Origin of the sequence: Biostraticola tofi, from assembly GCF_004343195.1 — a bacterium.
GTDB lineage: Bacteria > Pseudomonadota > Gammaproteobacteria > Enterobacterales > Enterobacteriaceae > Biostraticola > Biostraticola tofi.
This window is the reverse complement of the sequence record NZ_SMCR01000008.1, coordinates 52,064-69,604: the sequence shown is the minus strand read 5'-3', so window position 1 is coordinate 69,604 and position 17,541 is coordinate 52,064. Positions and strand designations below refer to the sequence as shown.

General features: G+C 56.0%; 14 protein-coding genes. 10 read left to right on the top strand and 4 right to left on the bottom strand.

Annotation, left to right across the window (positions count from 1 at the left end):
• Positions 1-4: 4 nt before the first annotated feature.
• Positions 5-1,435 (top strand): glycogen synthase GlgA, encoded by a 1,431-nt coding sequence (gene glgA, locus EDC52_RS15375; protein ID WP_131866584.1) that lies wholly within the window; start codon positions 5-7, stop codon positions 1,433-1,435.
• A gap of 27 nt (positions 1,436-1,462) precedes the next feature.
• Positions 1,463-3,910: a glycogen phosphorylase gene (gene glgP, locus EDC52_RS15370; RefSeq protein ID WP_131866441.1), complete on the top strand. Its 2,448-nt coding sequence runs from the start codon at positions 1,463-1,465 to the stop codon at positions 3,908-3,910.
• Between the two features lie 57 nt (positions 3,911-3,967).
• On the opposite strand, the gene glpD is transcribed toward glgP, so the two are convergent.
• A complete protein-coding gene (gene glpD, locus EDC52_RS15365; protein WP_131866440.1) occupies positions 3,968-5,482 on the bottom strand; it encodes a glycerol-3-phosphate dehydrogenase in 1,515 nt (504 codons plus the stop codon).
• A gap of 326 nt (positions 5,483-5,808) precedes the next feature.
• On the opposite strand from glpD, the gene glpE reads away from it, so the two are divergent.
• The 5 genes from glpE (at position 5,809) to malQ (ending at position 12,666) form a co-directional block, all read left to right on the top strand.
• Entirely contained in the window at positions 5,809-6,135 is a 327-nt protein-coding gene (glpE, locus tag EDC52_RS15360; RefSeq protein ID WP_131866438.1) for a thiosulfate sulfurtransferase GlpE, read from the top strand.
• Positions 6,136-6,245: 110 nt separating this feature from the next.
• Positions 6,246-7,079, top strand: coding sequence for a rhomboid family intramembrane serine protease GlpG (glpG, locus tag EDC52_RS15355; RefSeq protein WP_131866436.1), 834 nt, complete (start codon positions 6,246-6,248; stop codon positions 7,077-7,079).
• A gap of 42 nt (positions 7,080-7,121) precedes the next feature.
• Complete coding sequence (locus EDC52_RS15350) at positions 7,122-7,880, top strand: DeoR/GlpR family transcriptional regulator (protein ID WP_131866434.1); 759 nt, start codon at positions 7,122-7,124, stop codon at positions 7,878-7,880.
• A 271-nt stretch (positions 7,881-8,151) separates the two neighbouring features.
• Positions 8,152-10,557 carry a maltodextrin phosphorylase gene (malP, locus tag EDC52_RS15345; protein ID WP_131866432.1) on the top strand — a complete coding sequence of 802 codons (2,406 nt, stop codon included), beginning with the start codon at positions 8,152-8,154 and terminating at the stop codon, positions 10,555-10,557.
• A gap of 9 nt (positions 10,558-10,566) precedes the next feature.
• The gene (malQ, locus tag EDC52_RS15340; protein WP_131866430.1) at positions 10,567-12,666 is read left to right on the top strand and encodes a 4-alpha-glucanotransferase; all 2,100 of its coding nucleotides are present in this window, start codon (positions 10,567-10,569) and stop codon (positions 12,664-12,666) included.
• Between the two features lie 88 nt (positions 12,667-12,754).
• Here malQ and nfuA read toward each other — a convergent pair whose 3' ends face one another.
• Both nfuA and gntX read right to left on the bottom strand, forming a co-directional pair.
• The gene (gene nfuA, locus EDC52_RS15335) at positions 12,755-13,330 is read right to left on the bottom strand and encodes a Fe-S biogenesis protein NfuA (protein WP_131866428.1); all 576 of its coding nucleotides are present in this window, start codon (positions 13,328-13,330) and stop codon (positions 12,755-12,757) included.
• A gap of 59 nt (positions 13,331-13,389) precedes the next feature.
• On the bottom strand, positions 13,390-14,076 hold the full coding sequence (gntX, locus tag EDC52_RS15330; RefSeq protein WP_131866426.1) for a DNA utilization protein GntX: 687 nt from the start codon (positions 14,074-14,076) through the stop codon (positions 13,390-13,392).
• A gap of 24 nt (positions 14,077-14,100) precedes the next feature.
• On the opposite strand from gntX, the gene EDC52_RS15325 reads away from it, so the two are divergent.
• The 3 genes from EDC52_RS15325 to EDC52_RS15315 all read left to right on the top strand — a co-directional run bounded on the left by EDC52_RS15325 (position 14,101) and on the right by EDC52_RS15315 (position 15,616).
• Complete coding sequence (locus EDC52_RS15325) at positions 14,101-14,328, top strand: hypothetical protein (RefSeq protein ID WP_131866424.1); 228 nt, start codon at positions 14,101-14,103, stop codon at positions 14,326-14,328.
• Between the two features lie 82 nt (positions 14,329-14,410).
• Complete coding sequence (bioH, locus tag EDC52_RS15320; protein WP_131866422.1) at positions 14,411-15,178, top strand: pimeloyl-ACP methyl ester esterase BioH; 768 nt, start codon at positions 14,411-14,413, stop codon at positions 15,176-15,178.
• Positions 15,179-15,406: 228 nt separating this feature from the next.
• Positions 15,407-15,616 (top strand): YdgH/BhsA/McbA family protein, encoded by a 210-nt coding sequence (locus EDC52_RS15315; protein ID WP_407924222.1) that lies wholly within the window; start codon positions 15,407-15,409, stop codon positions 15,614-15,616.
• Between the two features lie 22 nt (positions 15,617-15,638).
• Here EDC52_RS15315 and EDC52_RS15310 read toward each other — a convergent pair whose 3' ends face one another.
• Entirely contained in the window at positions 15,639-17,324 is a 1,686-nt protein-coding gene (locus tag EDC52_RS15310; protein WP_131866582.1) for an alpha-amylase family glycosyl hydrolase, read from the bottom strand.
• Positions 17,325-17,541: the final 217 nt, after the last annotated feature.

Genomic DNA, 17,541 nt, shown 5'->3' with positions numbered 1-17,541 from the left:
GATGATGCAGGTTTTACATGTTTGTTCTGAACTGTTCCCTTTATTGAAAACCGGGGGACTGGCGGATGTAGTCGGGGCGCTGCCGGCGGCACAAATAGCCGAAGGCGATGATGTGCGGGTACTGCTGCCGGCATTTCCAGACTTGCTGAAGGGCATTCCCGAGACGCGCGTAATCAATGAATTTGACGCACTTTCACGTCATGTGACCCTGTTGTACGGCAGGTTTAACGGCGTTGGAATTTATCTGATTGATGTCCCTGACCTGTATGATCGTCCCGGCAGCCCCTACCACGATCAGGATATGTATGCCTACATGGATAACTATCTGCGCTTTGCGCTATTGGGCTGGGTGGGCAGCGAAATGGCCAGCGGGTTGGACCGCAGCTGGCACCCGGATATTATTCAGGCCCATGACTGGCATGCGGGCCTGACCTGCGCCTATCTGGCGGCCAAAGGCCGGCCGGCAAAATCGATCTTTACCGTGCACAACCTGGCCTATCAGGGGCTGTTTTCCGCCCGTCACCTGCCAGAGCTCGGGCTGCCGGAAGACTTTTTCCAGACCTATGGCATGGAATTTTTTGGTCAGATATCCTATCTGAAAGCCGGTCTGTTCTATGCCGATCACGTGACCACCGTCAGTCCGACCTATGCGCGTGAGATAACCCAGCCCGCTTATGGCTACGGCATGGAAGGGCTGCTGGCATCGCTCAGCGCCCAGGGCCGCCTGTCGGGTATCCTTAACGGCGTCGATGATGCCATCTGGAATCCAACCCACGACGGAATGCTGGCCAAGCGCTACAACCGCGATGTGCTGGAGGCCAAGGCGGAAAACAAACGCCACCTCCAGACGGCAATGGGCCTGACGGTCGATGATAAAGTGCCGCTGTTTGCGGTAGTCAGTCGGCTGACCAGCCAAAAGGGACTGGATCTGGTGCTGGAAGTGTTGCCGGATCTGCTTGAACAGGGCGGACAGTTGACGCTGCTGGGCGCGGGCGATGTCACGCTGCAGCAGGGGTTCCTGGCGGCAGCGGCGGAATACCCCAGCCAGGTCGGCGTACAGCTGGGCTACCATGAAGCCTTCTCCCATCGGATTATCGGCGGGGCGGACGTGCTTATGGTGCCTAGCCGTTTCGAACCCTGCGGCCTGACGCAGTTATACGGGCTGAAGTACGGCACCCTGCCGTTGGTTCGCCGCACCGGCGGATTGGCCGATACAGTGACCGACAGTTCGCTGGAGAATCTCTCCGATGGCACCGCGAGCGGCTTTGTATTCGAAGATGCGACCGCGGCCGGATTACAACGGGCGATACGCCGGGCATTTGTGCTGTGGTCCCGTCCATCGCTGTGGCGCTATGTGCAGCGCCAGGCGATGGGCCTGGACTTTAGCTGGCGTGTTGCCGCCAGAGCTTACCAGGCGCTTTACCAGCGCCTGTAATCAAGTGTCTAACCGGGAATGACTGTGATGAGCGCTCCAATCCTATATGCTTCACCCACGCTCAGCGTCGAAGCGCTGAAGCATTCCATCGCCTATAAACTGATGTTCACCATCGGTAAAGACCCTGCTATCGCCAATAAACACGAGTGGCTGAATGCGACGTTGCTGGCGGTCAGGGACCGGATGGTGGAGCGCTGGCTGCGTTCGAATCGTGCGCAGTTGTCGCAGGATGTACGTCAGGTCTACTACCTGTCGATGGAGTTCCTGTTGGGCAGAACCTTGTCTAACGCGCTGCTGGCGATAGGGATTTATGAGGATACGCGGGCAGCGCTGGATGGGATGGGGCTGAGCCTTGACGAACTGCTGCAGGAAGAGAACGATCCGGGACTGGGCAACGGCGGGCTTGGCAGGCTGGCCGCCTGCTTTCTGGATTCCATGGCGACCATGGCGCTGCCGGGCCGCGGCTATGGCATTCGTTATGAATACGGAATGTTCAAACAGAACATCATTGCTGGCCAGCAAGCTGAATCACCGGACTACTGGCTGGAATATGGCAATGCCTGGGAGTTTCCCCGCCACGGTACCCGCTACAAAGTCCGTTTTGGCGGCCGGGTACAGCAGGAGGGGGCCAAAACCCACTGGCTGGAGACCGAGGAAGTGCTGGCCTGCGCGTATGACCAGATTATCCCCGGCTATGATACCGATGCTACCAACACCCTGAGGCTATGGAGCGCGCAGGCCAGTAATGAAATCAATCTGGGTAAATTCAACCAGGGCGACTATTTTGCCGCAGTGGAAGATAAAAACTACTCCGAAAACGTCTCCCGGGTGCTCTATCCGGACGATTCCACTTATTCTGGCCGCGAGCTGCGGCTGCGCCAGGAATACTTTTTAGTCTCCGCCACGGTGCAGGATATTCTGCACCGCCACTGGCTGATGCATCAGACCTATGAAAACCTGACTGACAAAATAGCCATACATCTTAACGATACCCATCCGGTACTGGCGATCCCCGAACTGATGCGGGTAGTGATCGATGAGCATCAATTCAGCTGGCTGGAAGCGTGGAAGGTGGTATGCCAAGTGTTCTCCTACACCAACCATACCCTGATGTCTGAGGCCCTGGAAACCTGGCCGGTAGAGATGCTGGGCAAGATCCTGCCGCGCCATCTGCAGATCATTTTTGAAATAAACGATCATTTCCTGACCGGCGTCCAGGCCGCTTTTCCTGACGACAGCGGCCTGCTGGCTCGCGTGTCGATTATCGATGAACACAATGGCCGCATGGTGCGTATGGCCTGGCTGGCAGTCATCGCCAGCCATAAGGTCAATGGCGTATCGGAGTTGCATTCAGACCTGATGGTGCAATCGCTGTTTGCCGATTTTGCCCGTATCTATCCGGACCGGTTTTGCAATAAAACCAATGGCGTCACCCCCAGGCGCTGGCTGGCGCTGGCCAACCCGGCGCTGTCGGCGGTGCTGGATGAGACGATTGGCCAGACCTGGCGTACCGATTTAAGCCAGCTGGGCGAAATCACCGGTCATCGGGACTACCCGACATTTATCAACAGCGTGCAGCAGGCCAAGTTCACCAATAAACAGAACCTGGCGAGGTATCTGGCCACCAAACTGAATGTTGTGGTCAGTCCCGCCGCCTTGTTCGATGTGCAGATTAAGCGCATCCATGAATATAAGCGGCAGTTGCTCAATGTGCTGCATATCATCACCCGTTATAATCGGATCAAGGCCAATCCCGACGCCGACTGGGTGCCCAGGGTGAATATATTCGCCGGCAAGGCGGCGTCCGCCTACTATATTGCCAAGCAGGTTATCCATCTGATTAATGATGTGGCGGCGGTGGTCAATAACGATCCGCTGATGAGAAATCGGCTGAAGGTGGTGTTCATCCCCAACTATAGCGTCAGTCTGGCGCAGCTGATTATCCCGGCGGCCGATCTGTCAGAGCAGATTTCCCTGGCCGGTACCGAGGCCTCGGGCACCAGCAATATGAAATTCGCCCTGAACGGCGCCCTGACCATCGGTACCCTCGATGGGGCCAATATTGAAATGCGCCAGCATATGGGGGAGGAAAATATCTTCATTTTCGGCAATACCGCCGAACAGGTAGAGGCGCTGCGGGTCGGCGGCTACAATCCTCATCAGTATTATGAGCAGGATCCGGAGCTGCACCTGGCGCTGACCCAGATAGCGACCGGCGTTTTCAGCCCGGGCGAATCCAATCGCTACAGCAATCTGTTCGATAGCCTGGTTAATCTGGGGGATCATTACCAGCTGCTGGCGGATTACCGCAGCTATGTGGATACGCAGGATAAAGTGGATGCGCTATATCGTCAACGTGAGGAGTGGACCAAACGCGCGGTCAGCAATATCGCCAGCATGGGCTATTTCTCATCCGACCGCACCATCCAGGAATATGCTGATGAGATTTGGAAAGTCAAGCCGATAAGGCTTTAAGGGCACCACCGGCCCGGCCTGGGAATAAAAAGGCCCGAGCTTGCTCGGGCCTTTCTGTCAGGATGCCAGCGATAGCGAGCGGTGATGATTGCTTTGATGGCAGCTCAGCCAGGCGGTGATGCGCGCGCAGGCGGTTGCATCCAGCTCCATTCCCAGCTTAGTGCGGCGCCAGATGGCATCTTCAAGCGACACCACCCACTCTTGATCCACCAGATACCGCAGCTCCGCCTCGTAGAAATCATGACCGAAGTCCTCGCCAAGGCTGGCAATACCGGTGGTGCCTGCCAGTATCAATTCGGCATGGGTGCCATAAGTGCGACTGTAGCGGCGCGCCATGCTCTCGGCAAGCCAGGGATATTTGCGGCGCAGTCTGGCTGCATAGTCATCCCTATCGCCGGGCAAATCGCCGCCCGGTAGCACCGCGCCCCGGGTCCAGGCGGGCCCGGCATCGGGGTAGTATTTGGCCAGTTTTTCCAGCGCATGTTCCGCCAGTTTACGATAAGTGGTCAGCTTGCCGCCAAATACCGATAGCAATGGGGCCTTGCCCTGGTCATCGGTCACCGACAGGGTATAGTCGCGGGTAACCGCCTGGGGAGAATCGGATTCATCGTCGCACAGCGGCCGCACGCCGGAGTATGACCAGACAATATCCTGCTCGGCCAGCGGCTTGGTAAAGTGGGCGTTATAGACATTCAGCAAATAGCTGATTTCTTTATCATCAATTTTCACGTCGTGGGGGGCGCCGTGATACTCGACGTCGGTGGTACCGATGATCGAATATTTGTCCATCCACGGAATAACGAACACAATACGGTGATCTTCATTTTGCAGAATATAGGCATGCTGGCCGGTGTGGACTCTGGGCACCACGATATGGCTGCCTTTGATTAACCGGATACCATACTGGGACGGCAAATGCAGGCTGTCGTCGATAAACTGTTTCACCCAGGGGCCGGTAGCATTCGCCAGGCCTTTGGCCTGCCAGCGCAGCGTCTCACCGGTCAGTCCATCTTCTGCCTCTACCTGCCACAAGCCATTTTCGCGCCAGGCGCGAGTAACGCGGGTACGGGTGCGCACCTCACCGCCCTTGGCAACCACTTCCTGAGCATTGAGCACCACTAAGCGGGCATCGTCTACCCAGCAATCCGAATATTCGAAACCGCGTGTGATCGAAGGTTTTAATATCGAATCCGCGCCGAAACGCAATCCTTTACTTGACGGCAGGCTGGTGCGCTTACCCAAGTGATCGTACATAAACAGGCCGACCCTTATCATCCAGGCCGGACGAAGATGAGGCCGGTGGGGCAGTCGGAAGCGCATTGGAAAAGCGATATGCGGTGCCATTTTTAGCAACACTTCTCGTTCTGCCAGCGCCTCGCTTACCAGGCGGAATTCGTAATGTTCCAAGTAGCGCAGGCCGCCGTGGATTAATTTGGAGCTGGCGGAGGAGGTCGCGCAGGCCAGATCCTGCGCTTCGAGCATCAGCACCGACAATCCGCGTCCGGCAGCATCCGCAGCGATACCGGCTCCGTTTATTCCGCCGCCTATCACGATCAGGTCTTTGGTTTCCACTGTACCTTCCTCCACATGCTCATGAATGCTTTAATGTTCGTTTTCGCTCATAATAGTAGTCGAAAACAATCATGCGCGCCATGGATTAACCTATAAATTACAATTAGGCGTGATATAGATAACATTTTTAGCGTACCGCCTGTTCCAGTACCGCTTATAAATAGAGTAGCGCATCAGGCAACCATGGCGTGTGTTCCAGAAACGGTTAAAAGGTGCGGCCCCAGAATCGGCTGTCACGAAAGGGCTAGACGCTGGCCGGCAGCTTGATAAACTGAGCCCGCCCGCGCAGGGAAAAACGTGTCATATTACAGAGGCTGCCTTGATTTATGCATCAATTCGAAACAATCAGCGTTGAACAGGCGCACCAATTCTGGAAGGACGATACCGCCGTGCTGGTCGATATCCGCGATCCGCAAAGTTTTGCCGCCGGTCATGTACCGGGCGCCGTTCACTTAACCAACGAATCGCTGCCGGCCTTGATCGCCCGGAGGGAGGAGCAACGCCCCATTATGGTGATGTGCTATCATGGCAACAGCAGTAAAAGTGCCGCCCAATATTTGCTGCAGCAAGGTTTTGACGCTACATACAGTATTGACGGCGGGTTCGAAGACTGGACAAAAAACTATCCGCTGGATGTCGACATCAGCATCTGACCGCCGACAGGGATGCCCCGGAAAAGGCAGGCAGGCGTTGGCTTACCACGACCCAAGCCGTCATCCCGGACAGTGTTTTATCACCCCACTGATAGGGCTTATTTCCTGCCATGATACGAGTTACCGCCTTATCTAATCCTCGCCTGGCGCAGGCGTTTATCGACTATATGAAGACTCAGGGCGTCACCCTGGAGCTGGTTCAGCAGGGCCAGGCCGCCGAGCTGTGGCTGAAAGACGAGGATCAACTGGCGCAAACCGAGCAGGCGCTGGAGATTTTCCTGCTCGATCCAATGCATCCCCGCTATCTGGCCGCCAGCTGGCGTACCGGTTCTACCGCCAACCATGAATTTCGCTACGCGACCGGCGGCGGATTCAGCGGGCTGCGCGCCAAAGCAGGCCCGCTGACCCTGGTGCTGACGGCTGCCTGTGTACTGGTATTCATCTTGATGGCGCTGCTCGGCGACGATCAGGTGATGTATTGGCTGGCTTATCCGGCCGGTCCTGAGCAGTATGTCCAGGTCTGGCGCTGGTTCAGCCATGTGCTGCTGCATTTTTCCTTATTGCATATCCTGTTTAACCTGATGTGGTGGTGGTATCTGGGCGGCGCGATGGAAAAATTTCGCGGCACCGGCAGACTGTTGCTGCTTACCGTTCTTTCGGCGGTATTGAGCGGCGTGGTGCAGTATCATTTCAGCGGCGTATTTTTCGGCGGGCTTTCCGGCGTGGTTTATGCGTTGATGGGCTACGTCTGGTGGTACGGTGAACAGCATCCGGACAGCCCACTCAATCTGCCGCGCGGATTGATCATTTTTGCCCTGCTGTGGCTGATTGCAGGTTATTTCGATATTTTCGGTATCGCCATCGCCAACGCTGCCCATGTGGCTGGGCTAGTGGTCGGCCTGCTGATGGCTTTCTGGGACTCCAGGCATCGGGTCGGCCGATGACCGGCGTTAATCTCATCATTTTTTGTAAGCAGAGGGCTTTACGTGAAGCAAACGCAGCGCCATGACGCCATCATTGAACTGGTACAGCGGCAGGGATACGTCAGTACGGAAGAGCTGGTGGATCATTTCGCCGTCAGCCCGCAAACCATCCGCCGTGATCTGAATGAGCTGGCTGAACAGAACCGCATTCATCGCCATCATGGCGGCGCGGCCCTGCCGTCCAGCTCGGTCAATGCCGCTTACCATGACCGCAAGGTGATGCTGTCGGATGAAAAAGCCCGTATCGCCGCCCGCGTCGCCAGCCAAATCCCCGATGGCGCCACCCTGTTTATCGATATCGGCACCACGCCTGAGGCGGTGGCCCACGCGTTGATGAATCACCGGGATCTGCGGGTCGTCACTAATAACCTGAACGTGGCCACGCTGCTCACCGCCAAGGAGGATTTCCGGCTGATACTGGCCGGTGGCGAAGTGCGCACCCGCGATGGCGGGATCATGGGCGAGGCGACGCTTGATTTCATCTCCCAGTTCAGGCTGGACTACGGCATCCTGGGCATCAGCGGCATCGATCTGGATGGCTCGCTGCTGGAGTTTGATTATCACGAAGTCCGCACCAAGCGGGCGATCATCGAGAATTCGCGCTGCGTGATGCTGGTTACCGACCATTCTAAATTTGGTCGCAACGCCATGGTCAATCTGGGCAATATGTCGCTTATCGATTATTTATTTACCGATATGCAGCCGCCTCCGAGCGTGATGAGCATTATTGAACAGTATGAGGTCAAACTGGAACTCTGCTGATTCGGCCTGGGCGGGTTACCCCTGAACTGCCCTGTTGCGGCTAACGAAATTTACGTTTCATTTCTCCCTTTTTTATCTGGGTTGACTATTCTTTGAAAGTCACGGGCAATCATCCCACATCATTCTGACTTCGCAGCGAAAGGCTTGCCCACCTGCTGTCGGTTGAGCGTCTGCGTTGGCAACATTCCCGGGATAACATCTATACCTATTGCGCTTTTTAACTGTGCCAACGGCATTGCTTAACTTATTTCAAACAGGATAGAGACGTTTTATGCCGAAAATCAAACTTGATAAAGCTGCATTCCAGGCGGCCCTGGATCGTCAATGGCAGCGCCTGGGGTTGAGCCGTGCAGAAGAAATGACCTCCTGGCAGTGGTGGCAGGTGGTAAGCGGTGCCGCCAATGAATTGATTTTGGCCCGGCCGTTGCCACAGGCGCTGAAGAACAACCCGCGCCACGTCAATTACCTTTCCATGGAATTCCTCATCGGTCGCCTGACCGGCAATAACCTGATAAATCTGGGCTGGTACGACACCGTCCAAAAAATACTGGCCGGCTACCACATCAGCCTGACCGATATCCTGGAACAGGAAATCGACCCGGCGCTGGGCAACGGCGGCCTGGGTCGTCTGGCTGCATGCTATATGGATTCCATGGCAACCGTTGGCCAGTCAGCGATCGGCTATGGGCTGAATTATCAGTATGGGCTGTTCCGCCAGCGTTTTACCGACGGCCGACAAGACGAAACGCCTGATAACTGGCACCGTGAGATCTATCCCTGGTTTCGCCGCAATCCGTCATTGACGGTACAGGTCGGTCTTGGCGGGAAACTGCATAAAAATGATCGGGGCGATACGGTTTGGCAGCCGGCCTATCTGCTGCAGGGTGAAGCCTGGGATTTGCCGGTGGTCGGTTACGACAATGGGGTCGTCCTGCCACTGCGCTTATGGCAGGCCACTCATCCCCATCCTTTTAATCTGCAAAAGTTTAACGATGGACGATTCCTCAAGGCAGAGCAGGCGGGTATTGATGCCGCTAAACTGACCAAAGTGCTTTATCCGAACGACAATCACCAGGAAGGCAAGCAACTGCGACTTATGCAGCAGTACTTTCAGTGCGCCTGTGCGATGGCTGATATTCTGCGCCGCCATCACCTGGCGGGACGCACTATTCACAGCCTGCCGGACCATGAGGTTATACAGCTCAACGATACCCACCCGGCTATCGCCATCCCGGAACTGCTGCGGCTGCTGATTGATGAGCATCAACTAAGCTGGGAAGAGGCCTGGAAGATTACCTGCCGAACCTTCGCCTATACCAACCATACGCTGATGCCTGAAGCGCTGGAATGCTGGCACGAAAAGCTGATGCGTACTCTACTGCCGCGTCATTTCGCCATCATCAGGCGAATCAATGCCGAATTCAAAATCCTGGTGCAGCAGCACTGGCCCGATGATGAAGCGGTCTGGGCCAAGGTGGCGGTACATTATGATAAACAGGTGCGTATGGCTAACCTGTGCGTGGTCTGCGGCTTTGCGGTGAACGGCGTGGCCGCGCTCCATTCGGATCTGGTGAAGTCCGATCTGTTTCCGCAATATTATGCGCTGTGGCCAGAGAAATTTCACAACGTCACCAATGGCATTACGCCGCGCCGCTGGCTCAAGCAATGTAATCCGGCCCTGGCCAGGTTGATTGACGATACCATCGGTAAAAGCTGGATTACCCGCCTTGAAAATCTCAGGCAGCTGGAGCCGTTTGCCGATGACGCCGCATTTCGCGACCGGTTCAGGCAAATTAAATTCGATAATAAGCTGAAGCTGGCTGCAAAAGTTAAAACGTTGACGGCTATCACCATTAATCCTGAGGCGCTGTTTGATGTGCAAATCAAGCGCTTACACGAATATAAACGCCAGCACCTCAACCTGCTGCATATCTTGTCGCTGTATCGCCAGTTAAGAGATAATCCGAGCCTGGATATTGTGCCGCGTGTCTTTCTGTTCGGTGCCAAAGCCGCGCCGGGATATGCGCTGGCGAAAAATATCATTTTTGCCATCAATCAGTTGGCAGAGAAAATCAATAACGATAAAAAAATCAGTGATCGGCTCCAAGTGGTGTTCCTACCGGACTACCGGGTCACCGTCGCTGAATGGATGATCCCGGCGGCGGATCTATCGGAGCAGATTTCCACCGCCGGTAAAGAAGCTTCCGGCACCGGCAATATGAAGCTGTCGCTTAATGGCGCGCTGACCATCGGTACCCTGGACGGCGCCAACGTTGAAATCGCCGAGCAGGTCGGGGACGATCATATCTTTATTTTCGGTCATACGGTTGAACAGGTGAAGGCCTTGCTGGCTTCCCGCTACCAACCGGCGGATGTGCTTAAAAAGGACAAGGCGCTGAAAGGCCTGCTGAACGAGCTTGGCAGCGGTCGCTACAGCGATAAAGACAAGCAGGCATTCGACTTGTTGCTGCAAAGCCTTCAACAGGGCGGAGATCCCTATCTGGTGTTGGCTGACTTCGCCTCCTATTGCTCAGCCCAGCAGCAGGTAGATGCGCTTTACCGCCGCCCCGATGATTGGACTCGCAGCGCCATACTCAATACCGCGCGCGTCGGTTTTTTCAGCTCTGACCGTTCAATCAGAGATTATCAACAGCACATTTGGCAAGCCAGACGTTAAGGAGCGGTAATGGATCCTCAGGAACTGGACAGAACCGCCGCCCGGGCCGGTATCAAACTGAAATATACCGATGCCTGGGGGCAGGAGAAAACCCTCGGAGCCGAGACAAAGCAGCAACTGCTGGCGGCCATGGCCGGGCTGGCCAAAGATAAGGATCGGAACGGGCCTTTGCCTCCGGTATGGGTATTGCGCGGCACCGACTCGCCCAGGTTGACGCTGACCAAGGCAGTTAACGGTCACTGGACGCTTATTGAAGAGGCGGGGCGCCGACATCAGGGCCAGGTGAAGGGCAGCGCTCTGACCCTGCCTTCGGGACTGCCTGACGGCTATCACCAACTGGTGCTGATCCAGGAAGGCCAGCAGTGGGAATGCCAGCTTATTCGCGCTCCTGGCCGTTGTTATGAGCCACCAGAGGTCGCTGCCGGCGGCAAGCTCTGGGGGTGCTGCATCCAGCTCTACACCCTGCGTTCTGAGCGTAACTGGGGTATTGGTGATTTTGGCGATCTGGCGCTATTGATTGAAGGCACCGGTAAGCACCAGGGCGCTTTTGTCGGCCTTAATCCGATCCATGCCCTCTATCCGGCGCTGCCGCAGTGGGCCAGTCCCTATAGTCCGTCATCCAGGCACTGGCTGAACGTCATTTATATCGATGTGGGGGCCGTTGATGATTTTGTGCAAAGCCAGCAGGCCCAGCGCTGGTGGTCAATGCCGGAAACCAAGTCCCGCCTGGCGGAGCTGCGCCAATCAGCGCTGGTGGACTATCCCGGCGTAATGGCGTTTAAACTGACCGCGCTGAATCATGCCTGGAACCAGTTCAGGCAGCGGACGGATGACTGTTCTCGGGTGGCGGCATTTCGCGCTTTCGTCCAGGCCGGCGGCGAAAAGCTGCGTCTGCAGGCACTGTTCGATGCGCTGCATGAATATCTGAACGACCGGCAGGAAGAGACCCTGGAGCGATGGCAGCAGTGGCCGTCCGCCTACCAGGATCCCGACGGCGAAGCGGTGAATGACTTCTGCCGTCGCTATCCTGAGCGAATCGCTTTCTATCAATGGCTGCAATGGCTGGCGTCCCGGCAGTTTGATGCCTGTTTCAGGCTCAGTCGCCGACTGGACATGCCGATCGGCATTTATCGCGATCTGGCGGTCGGGGTCGGTGAGGGTGGCGTAGAAACCTGGAGCGACAGAGAGCTGTACTGCCTGACCGCTTCTGTCGGAGCGCCGCCGGACCGATTGGGACCGCAGGGACAGAACTGGGGACTGCCGCCGCAGGATCCCAATGTGCTGATAAAGCGCGCCTATGGCCCGTTTATCGACATGCTGCGCGCCAACATGCGACACTGCGGCGCGTTGCGAATCGATCATGTCATGTCGTTGCTGCGGCTTTGGTGGATACCTGGCCACCGGGATGCTGGACAGGGCGCTTATGTGGAATACCCGCTGCAGGACTTGCTCGGGGTGCTGGCCCTCGAAAGCCAGCGTCAGCGCTGTATGGTGATTGGCGAAGATCTGGGCACCGTACCGCCTGAAATCACCGGTCAGCTGCAGGAGGCAGGTATTTACTCCTATAAAGTGCTGTTTTTCGAGCGAGATAAAGACGGCGGTTTCCACACGCCTGATAGCTATTTGCTCCAGGCAATGGCCACTCTGACCACTCACGATCTGGCGACCTTGAGAGGATTCTGGTTAAGCGAAGACCTGAAATTAGGGCAACGGCTCGGGCTTTATCCCAGCGAAGAAATCTTCCCGTCGCTGCTGAATGATCGGCGGCAGGACATTCAGGCATTGCTGGATCAATTAATTCGCAGTCGCTGTCTTGACGCAGATGCCGGCACGCGGGCTGATGAGCTAGACTGGTCGCCGGAACTCAATCTGGCGCTGCATCGCTATATCGCCCTGAGCCGTTCCACCCTGTTGGGCCTGCAGCCGGAAGACTGGCTGGAAATGAGCCAGCCGGTCAATGTGCCTGGCACCACCGATGAATATCCCAATTGGCGGCGTAAGCTCTCCAGGAAGATTGAAGAGATATTTGCCGATGAGCAGGTAGCGAAGTTGTTAACCGCCGTAAACCACTGTCGGCAACAGGCTGCTGCCAACGCCCGCAAGCGATGAGCCACCAAACGCAACGCCACACGCCGGGGTGCAGCGCTATGTCTGGCCCGGCACAGAAAACCGCCAGCCAGGGTAAATCGGCTAACCATCAGTAGTAGGAGTGTTCGCCGCGCTGATGCTCGGTAAGATCGCGCACGCCCTTGAGCTCAGGGAATTTTTCCAGCAATTCTTTTTCAATACCTTCCTTGAGGGTGAAGTCGACCATGGAGCAGCCGTTACAGCCGCCGCCGAACTGCAGGATGGCCAGGTTGTCATCGGTGATTTCCATCAGCGTGACCTGGCCGCCGTGGCCGGCAAGCTGCGGGTTGATCTGCGACTGCAGTACATACTCGACGCGTTCGATTAGCGGCGCGTCGTCGGTGACTTTACGCATCTTGGCGTTGGGCGCTTTCAGCGTTAGCTGGGAGCCAAGCTTATCGGTGACAAAATCGATTTCCGCGTCCAGCAGGTAAGGGGCGCTCAGCTCATCAACATACGCGGAAATTTTATCGAATTTCAGTTCGGTGTCGGTAGCTTCAATGGCATCCGGCGGGCAATAGGACACACCGCACTCTGCGGTCGGCGTACCTGGATTTATCACAAATACGCGAATTTGGGTGCCGTCTTCCTGATTGGCCAGCAATTTAGCAAAGTGTTCCTGGGCAGCATCGGTAATACGGATCATGACATTTACTCAATAGTTGACTGTTCTAGTCGGTTATAATACGCCCTTTCCCTTACCGACTACAAGGTGCGGCAAACGCACCACACCTCGACGGTGTCAGCCTGTTGCGCCAGCAGCAGGCGGGTCAGTTCTTTCACTGTGCTGCCGGTGGTGACGACGTCATCCACCAGAGCCACATGCCTGCCGGCGACGTCCGGGCTGCAGCTGAAGGCCCCCTGCAGGTTGGATTGCCGAGCGCGGGCATTAAGCATCTGCTGAGGAATGGCAGGACGATGACGCAACAGGATATCGTCATGGTATTCCACTCCAAGCCAGCGTGCCAGCGGGGAAGCGAGCAGTTCAGTCTGATTATAGCCTCTACGCCAGTGGCGGTAACCATGCAATGGCACGTTTAGTATCATATCGGGCTTTCTCTGGGCTGTTTGTCGACGCTCAGCTAGCCAGCTAAGCAGCATCAGCCGCGCCAGCACTCTCCCTAGACCGGTATCGCCGTGGTATTTCAGTTTTTTTACCAGACTGGTGAGCGGCGGCTGGTAATCCGTTACATAATGCAACGCATGCCACAGCGGCGGATTCAGCAGGCAGCGGCCACAGGGTTGGGACCGGGTGCCTGCCGGCAGCCCGCATACCGGACAGTGGATGGGTCGCGTGAGCAACAGCTGCGTCACGCAGGTGCGGCAGACGCCATGATGACAGAACCACACCGGCATGCGGCATAGCCAGCAGAGTGCGCCGAGGGTTAACATCAGCTTGATCCTGGGGCGGCGCTAATGGCGAAGCCAGGCATACTTCCCCAACGGTTGCAGATGCTTAACCTGGGCATACTTCCCCAACGGTTGCAGATGATTAACCTGAGCGTACTTCCCCAACGGTTGCAGATGCTTAACCTGGGCGTACTTCCCCAACGGTTGCAGATGCTTAACCTGGGCGTACTTCCCCAACGGTTGCAGATGCTTAACATAGGCGTATTCCCCAACAGTTGCTGCTGTTTAACATAGGCGTATTCCTCAGGGGCCGCCGAGGGTTTACACTGGAGCATTCCTCTATCCTCCCGTTACATAATTGCAGAGACCATAACCGATGACGTCACTCTATTGGCATCAGATGGGCAGCGGAGATCGCGATGTTGTGCTGCTCCACGGATGGGGCTTGAATGCCGAAGTATGGACCACGGTAGTGCCGCGACTGGCGCCGCATTACCGATTGCACCTGGTGGACCTGCCCGGCTACGGACGCAGCCATGGATTCGGTGCGCTGACCCTGGCCCAGATGGCGCGGGAAGTCCTGGCTGCTGCGCCCGCACATGCCGTCTGGATCGGCTGGTCATTGGGCGGGCTAGTGGCAAGCCGCATCGCCCTGACATCACCCCAGCGGGTAGACCGGCTGATAACCGTAGCGTCCTCTCCCCGATTCTGCGCCGAGGCAGACTGGCCAGGTATCAAACCGGAAGTGCTGAGCGGATTTGGCCACCAGCTGCATCAGGATTTTCAGCGAACGGTAGAGCGCTTTCTCGGCCTGCAAACGCTGGGTACCGAAACGGCGCGCCAGGATGCGCGCTGGCTAAAAAACGTGGTACTGGCGCAGCCTCTGCCGGACGTTGAGGTATTGACCGGCGGCCTGAACATATTGCGTACCGCCGATCTTCGTCAAGAGCTCATTGACCTGAAAGTACCGCTGTTGCGTCTGTATGGCTATCTGGACGGGCTGGTCCCGCGCAGCGTGGTACCGCTGCTGGATAAGGAATGGCCTCGCAGCCACAGCCATATATTCCCCAAGGCTGCCCATGCGCCTTTTATTTCCCATCCGGAGCCTTTCTGCCAGCAGGTCATGGATTTTCTCACCCGTTAACTGCACTGTTGCCTACCGCCGTTTTCCGGCGGTACATATCTTAATACCCCTTGCGCCATAGCCAACGCCGGCTCTTCTTCCATAATTATTCCACACAGCACGCCTGGTGCGGCTTGATGTGGAATGGCCCGCCATCGGTGGCTGAAATTGATAAGAGAGGTAATTGGGATGAATAAACTGTCTTTGTTAACCGCAGCGTTGCTTACCGGCACCCTTGCCGCCAATGTGATGGCGGCACAGGAAATCAGCGAGATTGAAGCGAAAGAAAAGGGCTATCAAAAAATCGCCAGCGTAAATACCACCGCTGAAACAACGTCGCCGATGGACGCCAAAAAGGTGTTATCCCAAAAAGCGGATGAGCAAGGCGGCCGTTATTTTGTGGTGATTGCCGGGCGTCAGCACGGGAGATTCAGCGCGACTGCGGATGTCTATAAATAAGTTGCGCTAACCCCGGACGGGGTTACTCCAGGCGTTCGAGCCAGCAGAACGCCCACGAGGCCAGACTGATCGGGGCTCCCCCGGTCAGTTTTGTGCCGCTGGCCACCTCCCGGAAATGACCTGGCGGCAATACCGGGCTGGCGGGTTTCTCACCCAGATTAAAGATACACAGCAAGCGCTGATTATCGCTGTGCCGCCAGAAGGCGAACAGCGCATTGTCCCATTCCAGTATCTCCATCGACGCATCGGGATGAAATGCCGGCTGCCGCCTTCGGCACTGGATCAATGCGCTGAGATCATTAAACACCTGTCCGCGCAAGCCAGTGGTGTCGTCCAGAGCCTCATTGATGGCTTTAAGCGGGTATTTTTCCCGGTTGACTGCCCGGTTATAGCCCGCGGCTTTCACTCCTTCATAATCATTACGCGATCCCAAAATGCTCTGGATATAAACCGCCGGTACGCCGGGAAACGCCAGCAGGATGGCATGGGCCAGGATGAAGCGTTTACGGCGGACAGCATCGGTATCCTGGCGCCGGTTAAGCGCATCCATATAGGTGACGTTGATTTCGTAAGGGCTGGTGGTGCCGTCGGTATTCTGTTTATAGGAAACCAGGGCACCTTCCGCTTCCAAATCACGCACCAGGCTGGTGATTTCAACTTCCGGAAGAATGCCGCGCAGCGGATTCATTCCCACGCCATCGTGTGAAGCCAGAAAGTTGAAGAAGGTGGTGGTGCCATTACCGGTTTCCAGTGAGGACGCCCAGTGGCGCAGGGCCCGGCTATTGGCATTGTGAATCGCGTGCAGTACCAGAGGCGGTAAAGGAAATTGATAGACCATCTGGGCTTCATCACCGCCATTGCCGAAATAGCTGATATTGTCTTTATGGGGCACATTGGTTTCGGTAATAATGACGGTGCCGGGCGCTACTTCGTCAACGATAGCGCGGAACAGTTTCACCAGCAGATGGGTTTTAGGTAAGTGGATACAACGGGTGCCCAGCTCTTTCCACATATAGCCTACCGCATCCAGCCGGATATAGTCGGCACCCTGCGTCAGGTAATGGAGCAACACGCCAATCATGCTGATCAACACTTCGGGGTTGGCGAAATTAAGATCGATTTGATCAGCGCTGAAAGTACTCCACAGATAGCGAGTGCCTTCATCTTTCATCACAAACGGCGTCAGCAGCGGCGATGTGCGCGGCCGGGTAACCGAACTTAAATCGGTCGATGGCGGCAAGGCGATGAAATAGTGTTCAAAGTCGGTCTGCTGCTCTACATAGCCTTTCAACCATTTGCTGTGAGCGGAAATATGGTTACAGACAAAATCAAACATCAGCCGGGTAGAGGCATTAAGGCGGCTGATATGCTGCCAACTGCCGACAATCGGGTTCACCTGATGGTAATCGATCACTGAAAAACCATCATCGGATGAATAGGGGTAAAACGGCAGCAGATGCACCAGACTGAAAGTATCCGATAGCCGGCTTTCAAAGAAGGTGGTCAGGGTTTCAAGGGTCGGTTTTTCAGCCTCCATAAACTGGTCGGCATAGGTGATAAGGACAATGTCCTGCTGATCCCAGTGTGTTTTGCGCGGCTGCTGATGGGTGGATTTGGCGAAGCTGATTTTGCTTTTGATGGTGTCGAGCTGCACCTGGCTGAGCGACGAGGCGTAAATCTCTTCGAGTAATCGGCTAATGGCTTCCATCATTGCACCTTGTTGATGTGACGATATCCGTGATCCCATGACCGTGGCATTCAAGCCCTGTTGACAATGTAGCCATTGAACCTGAAAGCGCAAACAGTGTTGTCCGAATATGAGCGGCGGTGAAGGGGCAGCAATGATAAAAGCGCATTGATTTCAACGAGTATGGTGCGGGCTATTTTTTTGCGGCAAAAGCGGCGACCGAGGGCCGCCGCTGGGG